Source organism: Phycicoccus sp. CSK15P-2 (assembly GCF_016888005.1).
GTDB lineage: Bacteria > Actinomycetota > Actinomycetes > Actinomycetales > Dermatophilaceae > Phycicoccus.
The window spans coordinates 196,046-211,359 of the sequence record NZ_JAFDVE010000014.1; the positions used below are offsets into that span (position 1 = coordinate 196,046).

The 15,314-nt window shown below is 75.4% G+C and carries 17 protein-coding genes; 11 read left to right on the forward strand and 6 right to left on the reverse strand.

The features are described from left to right. The first annotated feature begins 14 nt into the window (after positions 1-14). Positions 15-1,208, forward strand: a complete 1,194-nt coding sequence (locus tag JQN72_RS10020) for a glycine C-acetyltransferase (RefSeq protein WP_204135031.1) — start codon at positions 15-17, stop codon at positions 1,206-1,208. Positions 1,209-1,227: 19 nt separating this feature from the next. Here the strand turns inward: JQN72_RS10020 and JQN72_RS10025 are convergent, their stop codons facing one another. From JQN72_RS10025 to JQN72_RS10040, 4 genes are read right to left on the reverse strand one after another with little or no spacing between them, the layout of a single operon-like run. Continuing rightward, positions 1,228-2,760 carry a cation acetate symporter gene (locus JQN72_RS10025; protein WP_204135032.1) on the reverse strand — a complete coding sequence of 511 codons (1,533 nt, stop codon included), beginning with the start codon at positions 2,758-2,760 and terminating at the stop codon, positions 1,228-1,230. Further along, complete coding sequence (locus JQN72_RS10030) at positions 2,757-3,134, reverse strand: hypothetical protein (RefSeq protein WP_239100423.1); 378 nt, start codon at positions 3,132-3,134, stop codon at positions 2,757-2,759. The genes JQN72_RS10025 and JQN72_RS10030 overlap by 4 nt, the downstream gene beginning before the upstream one ends. Before the next feature lie 2 nt (positions 3,135-3,136). After that, positions 3,137-3,916 (reverse strand): LytTR family DNA-binding domain-containing protein, encoded by a 780-nt coding sequence (locus JQN72_RS10035; protein ID WP_204135033.1) that lies wholly within the window; start codon positions 3,914-3,916, stop codon positions 3,137-3,139. A 23-nt stretch (positions 3,917-3,939) separates the two neighbouring features. Continuing rightward, positions 3,940-5,136: a histidine kinase gene (locus JQN72_RS10040; protein ID WP_204135034.1), complete on the reverse strand. Its 1,197-nt coding sequence runs from the start codon at positions 5,134-5,136 to the stop codon at positions 3,940-3,942. A gap of 23 nt (positions 5,137-5,159) precedes the next feature. Between JQN72_RS10040 and JQN72_RS10045 the strand changes: the two genes are divergently transcribed. From JQN72_RS10045 to JQN72_RS10085, 9 genes are all read left to right on the forward strand, one after another. Continuing rightward, on the forward strand, positions 5,160-6,026 hold the full coding sequence (locus JQN72_RS10045; protein ID WP_307812582.1) for a hypothetical protein: 867 nt from the start codon (positions 5,160-5,162) through the stop codon (positions 6,024-6,026). Positions 6,027-6,671: 645 nt separating this feature from the next. Next, entirely contained in the window at positions 6,672-7,565 is an 894-nt protein-coding gene (locus JQN72_RS10050; RefSeq protein ID WP_204135035.1) for a hypothetical protein, read from the forward strand. A gap of 135 nt (positions 7,566-7,700) precedes the next feature. Continuing rightward, on the forward strand, positions 7,701-8,432 hold the full coding sequence (locus tag JQN72_RS10055) for a pilus assembly protein FlpE (RefSeq protein ID WP_204135036.1): 732 nt from the start codon (positions 7,701-7,703) through the stop codon (positions 8,430-8,432). After that, complete coding sequence (locus JQN72_RS10060) at positions 8,429-9,589, forward strand: TadA family conjugal transfer-associated ATPase (RefSeq protein WP_307812583.1); 1,161 nt, start codon at positions 8,429-8,431, stop codon at positions 9,587-9,589. Before JQN72_RS10055 ends, JQN72_RS10060 begins: the two co-directional genes overlap by 4 nt. After that, complete coding sequence (locus tag JQN72_RS10065; protein ID WP_204135037.1) at positions 9,586-10,302, forward strand: hypothetical protein; 717 nt, start codon at positions 9,586-9,588, stop codon at positions 10,300-10,302. Before JQN72_RS10060 ends, JQN72_RS10065 begins: the two co-directional genes overlap by 4 nt. Next, entirely contained in the window at positions 10,299-10,829 is a 531-nt protein-coding gene (locus JQN72_RS10070) for a type II secretion system F family protein (protein ID WP_204135038.1), read from the forward strand. Before JQN72_RS10065 ends, JQN72_RS10070 begins: the two co-directional genes overlap by 4 nt. Before the next feature lie 131 nt (positions 10,830-10,960). Further along, positions 10,961-11,161, forward strand: a complete 201-nt coding sequence (locus tag JQN72_RS10075) for a DUF4244 domain-containing protein (RefSeq protein WP_204135039.1) — start codon at positions 10,961-10,963, stop codon at positions 11,159-11,161. Beyond that, positions 11,158-11,523 carry a TadE family type IV pilus minor pilin gene (locus JQN72_RS10080; RefSeq protein WP_204135040.1) on the forward strand — a complete coding sequence of 122 codons (366 nt, stop codon included), beginning with the start codon at positions 11,158-11,160 and terminating at the stop codon, positions 11,521-11,523. The genes JQN72_RS10075 and JQN72_RS10080 overlap by 4 nt, the downstream gene beginning before the upstream one ends. Next, the gene (locus JQN72_RS10085; protein WP_307812584.1) at positions 11,520-11,900 is read left to right on the forward strand and encodes an Rv3654c family TadE-like protein; all 381 of its coding nucleotides are present in this window, start codon (positions 11,520-11,522) and stop codon (positions 11,898-11,900) included. The genes JQN72_RS10080 and JQN72_RS10085 overlap by 4 nt, the downstream gene beginning before the upstream one ends. Before the next feature lie 45 nt (positions 11,901-11,945). Here JQN72_RS10085 and JQN72_RS10090 read toward each other — a convergent pair whose 3' ends face one another. Continuing rightward, entirely contained in the window at positions 11,946-12,500 is a 555-nt protein-coding gene (locus JQN72_RS10090) for a hypothetical protein (protein WP_204135042.1), read from the reverse strand. A gap of 54 nt (positions 12,501-12,554) precedes the next feature. After that, entirely contained in the window at positions 12,555-14,834 is a 2,280-nt protein-coding gene (locus JQN72_RS10095) for a DEAD/DEAH box helicase (protein WP_204135043.1), read from the reverse strand. A gap of 86 nt (positions 14,835-14,920) precedes the next feature. Between JQN72_RS10095 and JQN72_RS10100 the strand changes: the two genes are divergently transcribed. Next, the gene (locus tag JQN72_RS10100) at positions 14,921-15,256 is read left to right on the forward strand and encodes an STAS domain-containing protein (RefSeq protein WP_204135044.1); all 336 of its coding nucleotides are present in this window, start codon (positions 14,921-14,923) and stop codon (positions 15,254-15,256) included. Positions 15,257-15,314: the final 58 nt, after the last annotated feature.

Consider the following 15,314-nt stretch of genomic DNA (forward strand, 5'->3'; position numbering starts at 1 on the left):
ACGAGGAGCCGCACGTGTACGGAACCGTCAAGGACGAGCTCGCCGCGACGCTGCGCGAGATCGAGGACGCCGGTCTCACCAAGCGCGAGCGTGAGGTCACGACGCCGCAGTCGGCGCACGTCGGGACCACCGCGGGGGAGTCGCTGAACTTCTGCGCGAACAACTACCTCGGGCTCGCCGACCACCCCGACGTCCTCGCCGCGTCGCGGGCAGCGCTCGACAACTGGGGCTTCGGGATGGCGTCGGTGCGCTTCATCTGCGGCACCCAGACCCAGCACACCGAGCTCGAGCGCCGCCTCTCGGAGTTCCTCGGCACCGAGGCGACCATCCTGTTCTCCTCGTGCTTCGACGCCAACGGCGGCGTCTTCGAGGTGCTCTTCGGCGCCGAGGACGCGATCGTGTCCGACGAGCTCAACCACGCCTCGATCATCGACGGCATCCGGCTGTCGAAGGCGGCGCGCTACCGGTACGCCAACGCCGACACGGCGGACCTGCGCGCGCAGCTGACCGCGGCGCGCGAGGCCGGGGCGCGCCGGGTGTGCGTCGTCACCGACGGCGTGTTCTCGATGGACGGCTCCTACGCGCCGCTCGACGAGATCTGCGACCTCGCCGACGAGTTCGAGGCCATGGTCCTCGTCGACGACAGCCACGCCGTGGGGTTCGTCGGCGAGGGCGGGCGGGGCACCCCGGAGCTGTTCGGCGTCATGGACCGCGTCGACATCCTCACGGGGACCCTCGGCAAGGCCCTCGGCGGAGCCTCCGGCGGCTACGTCTCCAGCCACCGCGAGGTCGTCGACCTGCTGCGGCAGCGCGCGCGGCCCTACCTCTTCTCGAACTCCGTCGCGCCGGCCGTCGTCGCCGGGTCCGCCGCCGCGCTCGACCTCGTCGACTCCTCGGCCGAGGGCCGCGAGACGCTACGCCGCAACGCCGCCCTGTTCCGCGAGCTCATGGCCGGCGCCGGGTTCGAGCTGCTGCCCGGCAGCCACCCGATCGTCCCGGTCATGTTCCCGGGCGAGGACGGAGCGCGGCAGGCCACCCGGGTCGCGGACCACATGCTCGAGCACGGCGTCTACGTCATCGCGTTCAGCTACCCGGTGGTGCCGAAGGGAAAGGCGCGCATCCGGGTCCAGCTGTCGGCGGCGCACACCGAGACCGACGTCCGGCGGTGCGTGGACGCGTTCGTCGCCGGCCGCGACGCCGTCGGCTGACCGGCGTCGGCTCCGGACCTCAGTCCCGGACCCGGCTGCGGGCCAGGGCGATCCGCTCGGGAGTGTGCAGCCGGACCATCGTCCGGGTCGTCGTCGCCGGCACCCGCCCGGGGGTCAGGAGCGACACGGCCACCGCGGTGCCGGCCGCGAGCGGCACGGCCCACAGCGCCGGGTTGGCGAGCAGTGCGCCGACCCATCCGCCGAGGTCCCCGCGGAGCATCGTCGTTCCGAGCGCGGCGACCGTGGCCGTCCCCCCGGTGAGCACCCCGGCCAGCGCGCCCGTCGTCGAGAGCCGACGCCACCAGACCCCGAGGATGATGAGCGGCGCGAACGTGGCGGCGGCGACGGCGAAGGCGAGACCGACGGTCGTCGCCAGACCGAGCGGCTCGATGGCGCGGCTCAGCAGGTAGGGCAGGACCACCGCGGCGACGGCGGCGAACCGGAAGCCGCGCACCGCCGGTGCGTCGCCGCCGGTGAGGCGGGCCAGCCGCGGGCGGAGCACCTCCTGGTCGATGACGCCCGTCACCGACATCGCGAGCCCCGACGCCGTCGAGAGGAACGCCGCGAACGCGCCCCCGGCGAGCATCGCGGTGAGCAGGTCGGCACCGAGGCCCCCGGCGAGCTCGCCCGGGATGCGCAGCACGATGGAGTCCTGGCGCACGCCGTCCGGCAGCGTCGGGTAGACGACGCGGCCGAGGGCGGCGTAGACCGGGGGCAGCAGGTAGAAGGTGCCGAGCAGGGCGATGACCGTCACGGTCGTACGGCGCGCGCCGACGCCGTCCGGGTTCGTGTAGTACCTCACGAGGACGTGCGGCAGCCCCATCGTGCCGAGGCTCAGCGCGAGCACGGTGGAGGCCGTCCGGTAGAGCGTGTGGTCGTCCGGGGCGCCGGTGCGCAGCGGCGAGTGCCACTCCGGTGGCACGACCGGCGCGGGATGCCCGGCCCGGAACCACAGGAAGAGCAGGACGAAGGCGGGCACCGCGAGCGCGGTGAGCTTGACCCAGTACTGCACCGCCTGGACGAACGTGATCGAGCGCATCCCGCCCGCGCCGACCGCGGCCGCGATGACGACCATGACGACGAGGCCCCCGACCCACTGCGGGGCTCCCGTGACGAGGGTCAGGGTGAGACCCGCGCCCTGGAACTGCGGGACGAGGTACAGCCAGCCGATGGCCACGACGAGCACGGACGAGACGAGCCGGATCGCGCGCGACCCGAGCCGTGCCTCGGCGAAGTCCGGCAGCGTGTAGGCACCCGAGCGTCGCATCGGGGCCGCCACCATAACGAGGAGGACGAGGTAGCCGAGGGTGTAGCCGATCGGGAGCCACAGCATGTCGACCCCGCTGCCGTAGACGAGCCCCGCGACGCCGAGGAAGCTCGCGGCCGAGAGGTACTCACCCCCGATCGCGGAGGCGTTGAGCCGCGGTGAGACGGTGCGGCCTGCCACGTAGAAGTCGCTCGTGCGCCGCGACAGGCGCAGCCCGAGACCGCCCACAGCGAGCGTCGTCAGGCACACGAGGACGACAGCGACGAGCGAGAGCGGCTGGCTCACGGCTCCTCGACGACGTCGGCGAAGTCGGCCTCGAGCCGCTCGCTCTGCCGGGCGTACCACCGGGCCAGCACCCACGCGGCCGGGTAGACGGCCACCCCGAGCACGAGCCACGGGGAGGGGATGCCGAACAGCGCCGTGCCCTGGGTCGTCGGGACGAGCACGAGGACGAGGGGCAGCGCGGCGAGCCCGAGGACGGTGAGCGACAGCACGAGGAGGGAGAGCCGCAGCTGGGCCCGCAGCAGGCCGTCGAGGTAGACGTCCCCGAGGGCGGTCTGCTCGTCGAGCTCACGGGAGACCGGACGCGACCCGGGCGGCACGGCACCGCGCCGCGAGCTCGTCACCCGGACGCGGTCCGGTGTCGGTGTCGTCTCCACGGTCAGCCCCCGGCGCGGCGGTCGCCGGTGGGACGGCGCAGGAGGGTGTGCCGCAGCTCCTTGGTGTGCCGGCGGCTCACCTGGAGCTCGACTTGGCCGACGAGGACCGAGCAGCGGCCGTGGTCCATCCGGACCTCGCGGACGTGCGCCAGCGCGACGAGGGTCGACCGGTGAATGCGGACGAACCCGTACTCGGCCCACCGCTCCTCGAGGACGCTCAGCGGCACCCGCACCAGGTGCGAGCCGTCCTCGGTGTGCAGCCGCGCGTAGTCGCCGTGCGCCTGGGCGTAGCGGATCTGGCTGCGGGTGATGAACCGGGTCACGCCGCCGAGCTCCACGGGGATCGTCTCGTCCTCGGCCGGGGGCGGCGAGCCGTCCGGGGCCGCCCGCGTGGTGTCCCGGTCGCGCTGCTCGACGACCCTGCGCACGGCCTCGAGGATCCGGTCGTCGCGCACCGGCTTCATGACGTAGTCGGTGACGTCGAGAGCGAAGGCGTCGACCGCGTGCCGCTCGTGCGCCGTGACGAACACGACCTGGGGGCGGACGGCGAACCGGGAGATGACGCGGGCGAGGGCCATCCCGTCCAGTCCCGGCATGGAGATGTCGCTGAAGACGACGTCGACGTCCCGGGTGTCGAGGAGCTGGAGGGCGTCGGTGCCGTTGCCGGCGGTGATGACCTCGCCGATCCGCTCGTCCCGCTCCAGGAGGTACCCGAGCTCGGACAGGGCCGGCAGCTCGTCGTCGACGACGAGGGCGACCAGTCCGGGCTCGCGGGTGGACATGGGGCGAAGCCTACGGCGCGGTCTCAGCCCTGGGCATGGACTCCGGGTGCGAACTTCGGCACCCGGAAGGTCACCTTGGTCCCCGCCCCGGGGGCGGTCTCGACGGCCAGCCCGAACTCGTCGCCGTAGACCTGCCGTAGCCGGGCGTCGACGTTTCCCAGACCCACCGAGTCGGCGGAGTGTGCACCGTCGAGGATCGTCCGGACCCGTTCGGGGTCGGTGCCGACGCCGTCGTCCTCGATCGCGATCTCGGCCTCGGCGCCCAGGTCGGTCGCGGTGATGGTCACGTGGCCGACGCCCTCCTTCGTCGCGAGGCCGTGCCGGACGGCGTTCTCGACGAGTGGCTGCACCGCGAGGTACGGCAGGGACACCGGCAGCACCTCGGGGGCGACGAGCAGCGACACCTGCAGGCGGTCGCCGAACCTCGCCTGCTCCAGGACGAGGTAGCGCTCGACGTTGCGCAGCTCCTCGGCGAGTGTCGTGAAGGGGCCGCCGCTGCGCAGGGCGTACCGGGTGAAGTCGGCGAAGTCGAGGAGGAGGTCCCGGGCGCGGTCGGGGTCGGTGCGGACGAACGAGGCGATCGCGGCGAGGCTGTTGTAGATGAAGTGCGGGCTGATCTGTGCCCGCAGGGCCCGCAGCTCGGCCTCCATGACCCGGTTGCGGGTACGCGCGAGCTCGGCGAGGGCGAGCTGGCTGCTCACCCAGGCCGCGACCTCCTCGGTCGCACGCAGCAGGCCGGGGGACGACAGGTTGGTCCAGGCCGTGATCGTGCCGACGACGAGGTCGTCGGTGACGAGCGGGGCGGTGACGGCGGCCCGGACGGGGCAGTTGGGGTCCGTGCACGCGACGGCGTCGGACCCGTGGGCGGACGTGCGGCCGGTCTCCAGGGTCCTCTCGCCGAGCGGCACGGCGAGGTCGCGGTGGTGCTCGCCGCTGCCGGTCCAGGACAGCACGCTGCCGGGTCCGGCGATGGAGACCGCGTGCGCGCCGAGGATGCTCAGCAGGTACCGGCCGGCGCGCTCGGCGGCGTCGGGGGTCAGGCCGTCCCCGAGGTGGCGCGAGGCGAGCGAGGCCGTGTGCAGCGTCGCGTACGTGGCGCGGTCGGTCTCGGAGATGAAGCCGCGGCGACGGCTGCGGCGCAGGAGGGCGAGCACGGTCCACAGCACGAGCATCGTCCCGGCGACGAGCACCGCCGTCGGCCAGTGGATGCTGCCCGTCATGGGGGACACCCTAGGCTGCCGGGGTGCCCGTGGAACCCGCCTCGCAGAGCCCCGCGGTGGCCGCCGTGGCACGGCTCGCGGAGCTGCCCGGCGTGGCCGGCCAGGTCGAGGCCGCCCGCGAGGCGTGCACCCGGCTGAGATGGCACCGGGCCCTGCGCAGGCGTGTCCCGGAGGCCGCCGCCGAGTCGCGGGTGCGCGGTGCGGTGGCCAGTGCCGAGCTCGACGGCGCGTCCCTGCCCGTCGACGTCGTGCGGGACGTGCTGCGCGGGGCCGCGTCGTGGTCGGCCGAGCCGGACCCGGTCGAGCGCGTCGTCCGGCGGGCGGCCCTGACCACGGCCGAGACCGAGCACGTCGGCCCGCTCGTCCCCCGGGCACCGCTGCAGGCGCTCGCCCGGCTGCACGCCGTGGCCGCGGTCGGGACCGTCCGGGACGACGCGCTCGGTCGGCCGCGGGTCGAGGGGGAGGAGGGCGACGAGCTCGTCGCCGACCTCGGTCCGGCGCCGTCCGCGGCGGAGGCCGCCGAGCGGCTGCGGGGGGTCGTCGAGGTCGTCCTCGCGGCGCCACGGCTCCCGGTCCTCGTGGCAGCGGCCGTCGTGCACGCCGAGGTGATGACGGTCCGCCCTTTCCTCCGGGGGAACGGGCTCGTCGCGCGGGCCCTCGACCGGTGCCTCGTCCAGACGGCGGGCCTGGACCCCACCGGCGTCGCGGTCCTCGAGGCAGGGCACGGTGCGCAGGGGCCGGCGGCCTACCTCGGGGCGCTCGCCGCGTACGGCCGCGGCGACGTCCCCGGTGTCGGTCTGTGGCTCGGGCACTGCTCCGCGGCGGTCCGGGCGGCGGCCGCGGAGGGCGAGCGGGTGGCCGACGCCGTGCTGGCCGGCCGCCTTCTCTGAGGGTGCCCGCCCCGGCGCGCGCGGTGGCGCCACCGGTGGACGGCCACCGGTCCGGGGAGTACAACTGGAGGGACAGAGGACACCGTCCTCGGCACGACCTACCGCGGAACCGGGAAACCCACGCGCGGGCAGTCCACTGATGGACCGGTCGCCCTGGGCTCGTCCCACGGCGACGGCACGGAGAGCACGCCTGGTCGCCCGGGACCCCGCGGCAGGACGAGGCCCCCGTCCGAGTGGCGGGGGCCTCGTCTCGTCCGCGGCGACCGGTGGACTTCCGGACCGCGTTCGGAGGGTGTGGGACTTAACGTCTGAGCGACGACTGAGGACGTTCCCGCAGGTCCGACCGTCGGGCTTGCGCAGAGTGGCATCCATGGGACACGATTGACCTACTCGCTCCCCTTCGGGGTTGAGCGACCGGCGATCCGGCTTCTCCCCCCCGGAGCTCGGCTCGCCGACGGCCCCGGTTGTCCCCCCGACCGGGGCCGTCCTATGTCCGCTCCCGGTCGTCACCGTGTGCGCGCCTCGGGTCGGTCTCCGCGCCCCGGGTCGCGAGACCGGACGCAGGATGGTTTCCTGGAGAGCGACTGGGGGTCCGGCGACGATCGCCAGGGGAGCGGCACGGATCCTCCGGGAGGGAGTTCGGCCATGAGACGTCTGTCCAAGGCCTTGTCCGTCATCGCGCTCGTCACCGCGGGAGCGGTGACGGGACCCCTCGGGGCGGCGACCGCCGCACCCGGGGACATCCTGTTCGCCGACTCGTTCGACACGTACAACTCGGGCTCGTGGACCCAAGGGGCCGGCTGGTACAACACGGACACGTCACACGTGTACTACCTGCCGGACAACGCCCGGGTCAGCGGTGGTGCACTACAGATCACCACCCGCAGCCACTGCACCGCAGAGGGCGAGAAGCCCTCGATGGCCAACGCCACGGGCACTCCGTGCACGGGCAGCCAGAAGCGCAAGTACTCCACGGGACGCCTGCAGACCCGGTACCCCGTGACACCGAGGGGCGTGAACTACCGGATCAAGTTCTCGGCCCTGATGCCCACCAACGGCAAACCGGGCACCAGGATGGCGCTCTGGGCGCGCAACACGCAGCAGTACTGCACGGATGCCGGACAGGTCACCTACATCGGTGAGTTCGACGGGCTCGAGTGGTACCCCGACAAGGGCCTGAACAGGGGGAGCTCGACGTCGCACATGTCGTGCTACACCTCCGACCTGTCGACCAAGCGACACACCTTCCCGTCGTCCTTCTCCGCCGGCAGCTGGTACGAGTGGTGGATCGACCGTCGCGGCAACTCCGTCTACTACTACGTGCGCGCCGGTGGCGCGGAGCCCTCGTTCATCGGTGCACACACCTGCACCTCGGGGCCCTTCAACCTCTCGCAGGCCCAGTGCGACGCGGTGCTCGAGGACCCGGTGAGCGTCATCATCAACGGCAACGCCTTCAAGGGCAGCGCGGGCCCGGACGACTCCTCCTGGTTCCCGAACCAGACGATGCTCGTCGACTGGGTGACCGTCGAGCAGCTGTAGTCGCGAAAGGCCGGGCCGCGGGACCACCACCGGTCCCGCGGCCCGCCTGTCCACAGGGACGCCTCGGGCGCTCGTCGTCCACAGGCCCGGGCCGCTGGTCTCGTGTCCGTGCGCCGGGACGGCGAGGCTCGACCCATGAGCACCGCACCCACCGTCGTCGCGGTCGTCGGGGCCTCCGGCGGCCTCGGCGCCAGCACCCTCGCGCTCGCCGTCGGGCGCCGGCTGGCCGCCTCGGGCCCGCCGGCCGTCGTCGCCGACCTCGACGTGCTGCGCGGTGGGCTCGACGTCACCGCAGGCGTCGACCACGTCCCCGGCCGGCGCTGGGCGGCGCTGGCAGCCGTCCGGGGCGAGGTCCCCTCCGGGCTGCTCGTCCCCTCGCTCCCGGCGGAGGACGGCTGTGCGCTGCTCAGTGCCGGCGGTCCCGGCCCGTCGTCCGTCCCCGACCCTGCCGTCCGCGACGTCCTCGCCTCGCTCCGCGCGAGCGGCCACCGGCTCGTCGTCGACGTCCCGGGCGCCTCGCCCGTCCTCGGGGAGGTACTCGCGCTGGCCACGCACGCGCTCGTCCTCACGGGGCTGCGCACCCGGGCCCTGGCGGACGCCGATGCCCTCGTCGAGCGGCTCGCGGCGCTCGGAGCCGCCGCGGACCTCCGGCTCGTCACCCGCGGCCCGCGTCCGTCGGCCGCGGTGCTCGACGACGTCGAGGCCCATCTGGGGCTCGCCCACCTGCACCACCTCGGGGACGACGTCCAGGTGGTGCGCGACGCCGAGCGCGGCCTGTGGCCCGGCACGGGCCGGGACGCCGTGCGGCGGTGTGCCGACCGGGTCGTCGAGCTCGTCGACGCCCCGCTGGGGGCGCAGGCGTCGTGACCACCGACGACCCTCGGCTCGCCGACGGTGTCGTCGCCTCGATCCGCTCCGGGGAGGGACCCACCGAGGCCGTCATCGCCCGCCTCGCCGCCCGCGCGACGCCCGTTCTCGGGCAGCGCGGACGTGACGACGCGGCGCGGGCGATGGCGGCCCGGCTCGTGGGGCTGGGCCCGCTCGCACCGTGCGTGGCCGACGAGCGGGTCACCGACGTGCTCGTCAACGGCGACGGGCGGGTCTGGCTCGACCGCGGCGAGGGGATGGTCCTCGCCGCGGCGCGTGTCCCGCCCGAGGAGCTGCGCCCGCTGGCCGTGCGCCTGGCCGGGGTGGCGGGGCGCCGGCTCGACGACGCCCAGCCGTGGGTCGACGGCGTCCTTCCCGGAGGGGTCCGGCTGCACGCCGTGCTGCCGCCGCTCGCGGAGGGCGGGCCCCACCTGAGCCTGCGCGTCGCGCGGCGTCGCCCCGGCGGGGTGGCGGGCCTCGTCGAGGCGGGGACCGCGAGCGAGGGCATGGGAGAGCTGCTCCGGGGGCTCGTCGGCCGCCGTGCCGGCCTCCTCGTCACCGGGGGCACCGGGGCCGGGAAGACCACCGTCCTCGGGGCCCTGCTCGCCGAGTGCGCGCCGAACGAGCGGATCGTCGTCGTCGAGGATGTCCGCGAGCTCGACCCCGACCACCCGCACGTCGTCCGGCTGCAGGGGCGTGCGGCGAACGTCGAGGGGGTCGGTGAGGTCACGCTGTCGGTGCTCGTGCGCCAGGCGCTGCGGATGCGACCCGACCGGCTCGTCGTGGGGGAGGTCCGCGGCGCGGAGGTGCGAGACCTCCTCGCCGCCCTCAACACGGGCCACGACGGCGGTGCCGGGACCGTCCACGCCAACGGGCCCGAGGAGGTGCCGGCGCGGGTCGAGGCGCTGGGCGCGCTCGCCGGGATGCCGCGCGCTGCGGTCCACGCCCAGCTCGCCGGCGCGGTGGACGCGGTCGTCCACGTCGTGCGGGACGGACCCGCCCGTCGGGTCGACCGGGTCGGCGTCCCGCTCGTGCGCTCCGACGGCCTCGTCGAGGTCCGCACGGCGTGCACCGACTCCCCCTCCGGGCCGCTGCCCGGGCCCGCCTGGCCGGCGCTGCGGGCCCTCCTCGGCGAGACCGTCGGGGTCGCGTCGTGACGGCTGCCCTGCTCTGCGCCGTGGCGGTGCTCCTGTGGCCGCGGCGGGTGCAGGGCGGCCTGTCGGCCGACGGGGTCCGCACCGCGGCGGTCGCCCGGTGGTGGCGTGCCTCGGCGTCCCGGGTCCGGCGCCGCCCGCCGGACGAGGAGTGGGCGGCCGACCTCGCGGAGGTCACCGCCGTCGGTGTGCGCGCCGGTCTCGACCTCGCCGGCGCCGTACGGGTCGCGGCCCGCAGCCCCATCGTCGTGGCGGCGGCACCCTGGGTCGTGGACCATCTCGCGCCCTCCGCACCGGACGGCGGGCCGGTGGCGGGCAGGGTGTCCTCCGCCGCGGACCGCGCCGGGGACCGCACGGCCGCAGACCTCCGCGTGCTCGCCCGCGCCTGGCGGCTCTCCGAGGACACCGGTGCGGCGGCATCGCACACGACCGCCGCAGCGGCTGCCGCCATCCGGGCCCGCGAGGCCGACCACGCCCGTACCCGGGCCGCCCTCGCGGGCCCCCGGACCTCGATGCGGCTGCTCTCCGGTCTGCCTCTCGTCGGCCCCGTGCTCGCCGCTCTCGTCGGTCTGGACCCGATGACCCTGTACGCCTCGACCCCCGCGCGGCTCTCGGTGGCGGCCGGTCTCGTCGCCACCTGCGCCGGGTGGTTGTGGGGGCGGGCGGTCGTGCGGCGGGCGGCCCGGCCGCGACACACCGACGGCGGGGTCCGATGACCCTCGCCGCCGTCTGTGCCGCCCTCGCGGTCCTCCTGTGGCCCGTTCGCCGCGTCGGGTGGCGGCCGGTGTCCCGGACGGCCTCGGCCGCGCCGTCGGCCGCGTCACTCGACGAGGCGGCGGTGGCGCTCACGATGCTGGCCGCCGTCCTGCGCGGTGGAGCGGGTGCGGTCGAGAGTCTCGAGGCCGTGGCGGAGGTCGACGACTCCGCTGCGGGGCGCGAGCTCGCCGTGGTCGCGGCCGCCCACCGGTGGGGCGAGCCGCCGGACCGGGCCTGGGCCCACGCCGGCCCCGGCTGGGCGCCGGCCGCCTCCGCCTGGCACGCGGCCCTCACCGCCGGTGCCGCACCCGCCGACCTCGTCGAGTCGGCCGCCGGTCGACTGCGGGCGGCCGAGGCACGCCGGGTCGAGGCGGCGGCGCACCGGGCCGGGGTCCTGCTGGTGCTGCCGCTCGGGGTGTGCTTCCTCCCGGGCTTCGTCGCGACGACGGTCGTCCCCGTCGTCCTGCTGCTCCTCGGCGAGCTCTGAGACCGCCGTCCACAGCCGACGTGCGGTCGGCGGTCGTCCACAGGGCGGCCACCGGCCCTCGCACCGCCCCTGGCGGGCGCCGCAGAGTGGACGGGAGGCGCGACGGTCGCGCCGACGAGGGAGGGAAAGAGATGACGACACGGGTCGTACGACGGCTCCGCCGGGCGGGACACCGCCTCCGCACGCTGGGGGAGGAGGGGATGACCACGGCCGAGTACGCGGTCGGCACGGTGGCTGCGGTGGCCTTCGCGGCGCTGCTTCTCGCAGTCGTGAAGTCGGGTCCGGTCAAGAGCGCCCTGACGAAGATCATCGTCTCCGCGCTCGGGACGTGACCCGACGGGGCGAGGAGGGGACGGCCACCGCCGAGCTGGCGGTGGCCGTCCCCGTCCTCCTGCTCGTTCTCGCGGTGGCGCTCTCGGCGGTGCGGATGGGGGTCGACCAGGTCCGGTGCGTCGACGCCGCCCATACTGCGGCGCGGCTCCTCGCGCGTGGCGAGCCACGGGGCGTCGCGACCGCCGCGGCCACCCGGCACGCCCCGGAGGGCGCCCGGGTCAGGGTCTCCCCGGGAGCCGGGTCGGTCACCGTCAGGGTGGGGTGTCCCGCGCCCGCGGCGTTGCGTCGGATCGGGGTGCCCGACCCGCCTCCGGCCGGCGCCACCGCGCGCCTCGAGAGCGCGGACGGACCGGCGTCGTGACCCGGCCGCACCGTCGTCCCGCGCCCGGTGAACGGGGGAGCGGTTCGGTGCTGGTCGTCGGCGGGGTCGGCGTCCTCACCGCCGTCCTCGTCGCGGCGCTCGTGGTGGCCTCGGTCGTCCGCGACGCACACCGCGCGGGCGGCATCGCCGACCGCGCCGCCCTGGCCGCCGCGGTGCCCCTCACCCTTGGCGCGGGTCCGGACTGCGCGGCCGCAGCACGGCTGGCCACGACGGACGGTGCGCGCGTCACCCGATGCTCGGCGTGGTCCGACGGGTCGGTGGTCGTCGAGGTGTCGGTCGCGCTGGGCGCAGCAGCCGTCCGCTGGCCCGGCGTGCCGGTGCAGGTCACCGCCCGGGCGCGGGCCGGGACGGAATGAGCGGGCGGGCGGCTTTCCCGGGGGCCGGTACCCGACGGCCTCGGCTCAGGCCTTCGCCGGCGGGGTCGCGGCGTCGTCGCCGGAGGACGTCGGCGCGTCCTTGGCGCCCTTCGCGTCCTTGGCGACCTTCGCGTCGCTCGTCTCCTTCGTGGCCTCGGCCTCGGCGACCTCGGCCCGTCGGCGTGCCGTCTCGGTGGCGGTGTGCTGCTCCTTGACGCGCTCCTCGGCCTCCTGGCGCAGCTCGGCCTCGCGCTCCTCGTGGCGGCGGCGCTCCTCCTCGAGCTGGCGCTCACGCACGGCGACCTCGTCCTTCATCCGCTGCTCGTCCGCGAGGCGCTGCTCGGCGGCGAGGCGCTCGGCCTCCTTGGCCTCCTGCCGACGGCGGTGGCCACGCTTGACACCGACGCGGAGCAGGAACCACCCGAACCAGAACACCGAGATGACGACCATCCCGGTGATGAGCAGCACGATGGGCGGGAACTCCACGGTGCCGCCGAGGACGTCGACCTGGATGGGCGTCGACAACGAGCCGGTCCCGATGAAGAGGAGGACGCCGGCGATGACCGCAGCGATGACGAGGAGGACGCCGAGAAGAGCCATGCGGGGGACCCTACTCCGTTGACCAGCAAGGATGCCCGCACAGCAACGGCCGGTTCAGCCGGCCGTCACGAGCGCGAGCTCGAGGGCGGCGACCGCGCCCGCCTTGTCGAGCGGCTCGTTGCCGTTGCCGCACTTGGGGGACTGCACGCAGGCGGGACAGCCCGTCCGGCACCCGCAGCCCAGCACCGCGTCCCGGGTGGCGCGGACCCACCTTTCGAAGGCGGTGAACGCCCGCTCGGCGAACCCGGCGCCGCCCGGGTAGCCGTCGTAGACCATGACGGTCGGCAGACCGGTGTCCGGGTGGAGGGCCGTGGAGACCCCGCCGACGTCCCACCGGTCCGACGTGGCGACCAGGGGGAGCATCCCGATCGCCGCGTGCTCCGCGGCGTGCAGCGCCCCCGGCACGGAGCCCTCGGCGATGCCCGCGGCGGCCAGCGCCTCGGCCGGCACCGTCCACCAGACCGCCTTCGTCGTGAGCGAGCGCTCCGGCAGGTCGAGCGGATGGGTCCCGATGACCTCGCCCGACGGCAGGCGGCGCACGAACGACGTCACCTGCGAGGTCACCCGCACGGTCCCGAACGAGACCTCGACGCGAGCCCGCTCGGTGCGCCGGACGGTGTCGAGGATGTCGAAGCGGCTCACCGAGCGGGCATGGGTCGACCAGCCCGGGTCGCCGCGGACGGCGTGCGCGGCCCGCTCCCCGAGGTCGAGGTCGGTGACGACCCACGGCTCGCCCTGGTGCAGGTGGACGGCCCCGGTGTGCACCTGGCTGTGTGCCGACGCCTCGTCGACCGTGCCCACGACGCGGCCGGTGCGGGTCTCGACCACGGCCACGACGTCGCTCGCGCCGCGCAGCGAGATGTGCTCGGCAGGGCGGTCCTCCCGGGCCCAGTACCAGCCGGTCGGCCGGCGCCGGAGGATGCCGCGTCCGACGAGCGCGTCGAGCAGGTGGCGCGTCCGCGGCCCGAACAGGCCGAGGTCGGCCTCGGCGAGCGGGAGCTCGGCGGCGGCCGACGCGAGGTGCGGGGCGAGGACGTGCGGGTTCCCGGGGTCGACCACCGTGCTCTCGACCGGCGCCCCGAAGATCGCCTCCGGGGTCCGGACGAGGTAGGCGTCGAGCGGGTCGTCGGCCGCCACGAGGACGGCCAGCGACTCGCCCCCCGAGCGTCCCGCCCGGCCCGCCTGCTGCCACAGGCTCGCCCGCCGGCCCGGCCATCCCGCCATGAGGACGGCGTCCAGGCCGCTGACGTCGATGCCGAGCTCGAGGGCGTTGGTCGCGGCCAGCCCCCGGACGGTCCCGGTGCGCAGACCGCGCTCGAGCTCTCGCCGGTCCTGCGGCAGGTAGCCGCCGCGGTACGCGGCCACCGTGCCCGCCGCGTCCGGGTCGGTCTCCTCCAGGCGCCTACGGGCCACGGTGGCGAGCGCCTCGGCCCCGGCCCGGCTGCGGGCGAACGCCACGGTCTGGACGTCACGGGCCACGAGCCCGGCGAGGAGCTCTCCGGCCTCGGTCGTCGCCGAGCGCCGCTCGCCGTCCCGTCCGGTGGCCGGCTCCCACAGCGCGAAGGTCATCGCGCCGCGGGGGGACCCGTCGGTGGTCACGGCCCGCACCGGGAGGCCGGTGAGACGGGAGGCGTGCTCCGCGGGCTCGCCGACCGTCGCCGACGCGAGGACGACGGTCGGTTCCGCGCCGTACCGGGCGGCGACCCGGCGCAGCCGCCGCAGCACCGCCGCGACGTGGGCGCCGAAGACGCCGCGGTACACGTGGCACTCGTCGACGACGACGTACCGCAGCCCGCGGAGGAACCGGGACCAGCGCTCGTGCCCCGGCAGGAGGGAGTGGTGGAGCAGGTCGGGGTTGGTGAGGACGACGTTCGCGTGCTCGCGGACCCACCGCCGCTCGTCCGGAGGGGTGTCGCCGTCGTAGGTCGCCGCCCGCACGCCCGGGACCGCCCAGTCGTGGAGGCGGGCCAGCTGGTCGGCGGCCAGGGCCTTCGTGGGGGACAGGTAGAGCGCGGTGGGCCCCCGCACGCCACCCGTCGCACCCGCGACGACGGCATCGAGCACGGGGACGAGGTAGCCGAGGCTCTTCCCCGAGGCGGTGCCGGTGGCGAGGACGACGTGCTGCCCGGCCCGGGCGAGGTCGACGGCCTCGCGCTGGTGGCTCCACGGCCGGTCGAGCCCGGCCCCGAGCAGGGCCGCGAGCACGGGGCCGCAGAGGTCCACCGGCCACTCGGCGAGCCGCGCCGGGCGGGCCGGCACGTGCTCGACGTGGAGCAGGCGCTCGGCGCCGGACCCGCTGGCCAGATGGGCCAAGTGCTGGGCAGGGCTGGACACGGCGGCTACCGTAATCCTTGGTCCCGACGCCTTCGCGGCGCTGGGACCAGCACGCCCGACCACCCCGGCACCCGAGGAGCCTACGCGTGGAGCTCTCCGTGACCACCTCCCGCACCGACGACGTGAGCGTCGTGACGGTCGACGGCGAGGTGGACGTCCACACCGCCGCCCAGCTGCGGCAGGCGCTCGACCAGGAGATCGCCGAGGGGTTCGTCCGGCTCGTCGTGGACCTCGACGGCGTCGCCTTCCTCGACTCCACCGGCCTCGGCGTCCTCGTCGGCCGTCTCAAGCTCGTCCGCAACGCGTCCGGCTGGATGCGGATCGTGTGCTCCAGCGAGCGCATCCTGCGGGTCTTCCGCATCACCGGGCTGGACAAGGTCTTCGGGATCCACGAGAGCCTCGACGCCGCGCTCGCCGCCTGACCTGCGCCGACCCCGCTCGTCGCACGGCGCGTACCGGTCGCCGGGTGTGAACCGCGTC

What these genes read in the sequence shown, in the direction of transcription:
- JQN72_RS10055 (WP_204135036.1), top strand. Translation starts at nt 7,701, where the DNA reads ATGAGCACCGCACCCACCGTCGTCGCGGTCGTCGGGGCCTCCGGCGGC.
- JQN72_RS10075 (WP_204135039.1), top strand. Translation starts at nt 10,961, where the DNA reads ATGACGACACGGGTCGTACGACGGCTCCGCCGGGCGGGACACCGCCTC.
- JQN72_RS10070 (WP_204135038.1), top strand. Translation starts at nt 10,299, where the DNA reads ATGACCCTCGCCGCCGTCTGTGCCGCCCTCGCGGTCCTCCTGTGGCCC.
- JQN72_RS10050 (WP_204135035.1), top strand. Translation starts at nt 6,672, where the DNA reads ATGAGACGTCTGTCCAAGGCCTTGTCCGTCATCGCGCTCGTCACCGCG.
- JQN72_RS10090 (WP_204135042.1), bottom strand. Translation starts at nt 12,500, where the DNA reads ATGGCTCTTCTCGGCGTCCTCCTCGTCATCGCTGCGGTCATCGCCGGC.
- JQN72_RS10040 (WP_204135034.1), bottom strand. Translation starts at nt 5,136, where the DNA reads ATGACGGGCAGCATCCACTGGCCGACGGCGGTGCTCGTCGCCGGGACG.
- JQN72_RS10035 (WP_204135033.1), bottom strand. Translation starts at nt 3,916, where the DNA reads ATGTCCACCCGCGAGCCCGGACTGGTCGCCCTCGTCGTCGACGACGAG.